Source organism: Streptococcus cristatus, assembly GCF_001578775.1.
In the GTDB taxonomy this organism is placed as follows: Bacteria; Bacillota; Bacilli; order Lactobacillales; family Streptococcaceae; genus Streptococcus; species Streptococcus cristatus_A.
Map to the genome: position 1 here is coordinate 1 of NZ_KQ969077.1, position 608 is coordinate 608.

Consider the following 608-nt stretch of genomic DNA (forward strand, 5'->3'; position numbering starts at 1 on the left):
GACTGGCTTGCGCTCAATGACGCTGAAGCCGATTCGCTTGTTGAAACCGACTGGCTTGCGCTCAATGAGGCTGAAGCCGATTCGCTTGTTGAAACGGACTGGCTTGCGCTCAATGACGCTGAAGCACTTGCACTTACTGAGACTGACTGGCTGGTGCTCAATGAGGTTGAAGCTGATTCACTTACTGAAACAGACTGGCTCAAGCTCAATGACGCTGAAGCAGACTCGCTTGTTGAAACCGACTGGCTTGCGCTCAATGACGCTGAAGCAGACTCGCTGGTTGAAACTGATTGGCTCAAGCTCAACGAAGCTGAGGCACTTGCGCTTGTTGAAACGGATTGGCTCAAGCTTACTGATGCTGAAGTGCTTGTGCTTGCTGAGACTGACTGGCTCAGGCTTACTGATGCTGAAGCACTTGTGCTTAATGAAACTGACTGGCTTGCGCTCAATGACGCTGAAGCACTTGCACTTACTGAGACAGACTGGCTGGTGCTCATTGAGGTTGAAGCTGATTCACTTGTTGAAACTGACTGGCTCAGGCTTACTGATGCTGAAGCACTTGCGCTGGTTGAAACGGATTGGCTCAAGCTCAACGATGCTGAAGCACT

The 608-nt window shown here is 50.8% G+C and carries 1 protein-coding gene; it reads left to right on the plus strand.

The genetic code is table 11. From position 1 onward, the window contains the following. On the plus strand, nt 1-608 hold a 608-nt coding region (locus tag SCRDD08_RS12060; protein ID WP_269139721.1), incomplete at both ends, for a hypothetical protein.